At 47.0% G+C, this 741-nt stretch carries 2 protein-coding genes; both read right to left on the bottom strand.

The genetic code is table 11. From position 1 onward, the window contains the following. Positions 1 to 13: 13 nt before the first annotated feature. Positions 14 to 166: a hypothetical protein gene (locus tag HT708_RS10965; protein ID WP_000036642.1), complete on the bottom strand. Its 153-nt coding sequence runs from the start codon at positions 164 to 166 to the stop codon at positions 14 to 16. Beyond that, positions 159 to 701, bottom strand: a complete 543-nt coding sequence (locus tag HT708_RS10960) for a hypothetical protein (RefSeq protein WP_001105678.1) — start codon at positions 699 to 701, stop codon at positions 159 to 161. The genes HT708_RS10965 and HT708_RS10960 overlap by 8 nt, the downstream gene beginning before the upstream one ends. Between the last annotated feature and the right edge of the window lie 40 nt (positions 702 to 741).

Raw genomic sequence — 741 nt, 5'->3', positions numbered from 1 at the left:
CATAAACACCTCGCTAGTTTGCCAGATGGCTCAAACCACGTCGCTTCAATTCCTTGCGCACACGGTCTTTCCAGCGTTTATGTACCCATGAAAAGTCAACTGCTCCACGTTCCAGTAGGTTGATGTACATGTCGATTTTGGCTTGGTCTAGTGTAATCTTACTCATTGCTGCTACCTCCATTGTCTTCACTAGGGCTCTCTTGGTTTGTCGTTTCAGAAATGTCATCTTCTTTCTCGCTTTCTTTCTTATCTTCTACCGCTGGGGTTGGTTGTGCTTCTTCAGCTTGGTTTTCTGTGTCCGTAACCTGAGGGGTGTCCTCGTCGGTCTCCTCTTTCTCCCCCTGGTCAGGCTCTCCTTGAGCTTCCAGCTCTTCCAATCGCGCTAAGATATCCTCAATATCCTGAGCATTCTGGAGATTGACCTTCTGCATGCCATCCATGAGCTGATTGGCTCTCTCCAGCGCTTCCGTCGTTTTAGCCAATTGTTCTTGGTTTTTGACAATGGCACTAGTCGGGTCAAGTTCGGTGCGAACCAATTCCAAAACCGCTTGGATAAGGGCGTCCTCACTATCCTGTGTGTGGTCACCTGGCAATTCGCACTGCTCATAAGAATAGCGCCCCTTGTTTTCCATCTTGATTGCGACAACTGTTACATTTTCCCCACCTTTCAAGTAGGGATTGATTGCTACTTCGTAATTCATTCCTTATTTCCTTTCATTTTCGCTTGCGTTTCGTCAAAAA

Origin of the sequence: Streptococcus sp. 3613 (assembly GCF_013277375.1) — a bacterium.
GTDB classification, from domain to species: Bacteria; Bacillota; Bacilli; order Lactobacillales; family Streptococcaceae; genus Streptococcus; species Streptococcus pseudopneumoniae.
This window is presented reverse-complemented; position numbering and strand designations above follow the sequence as displayed.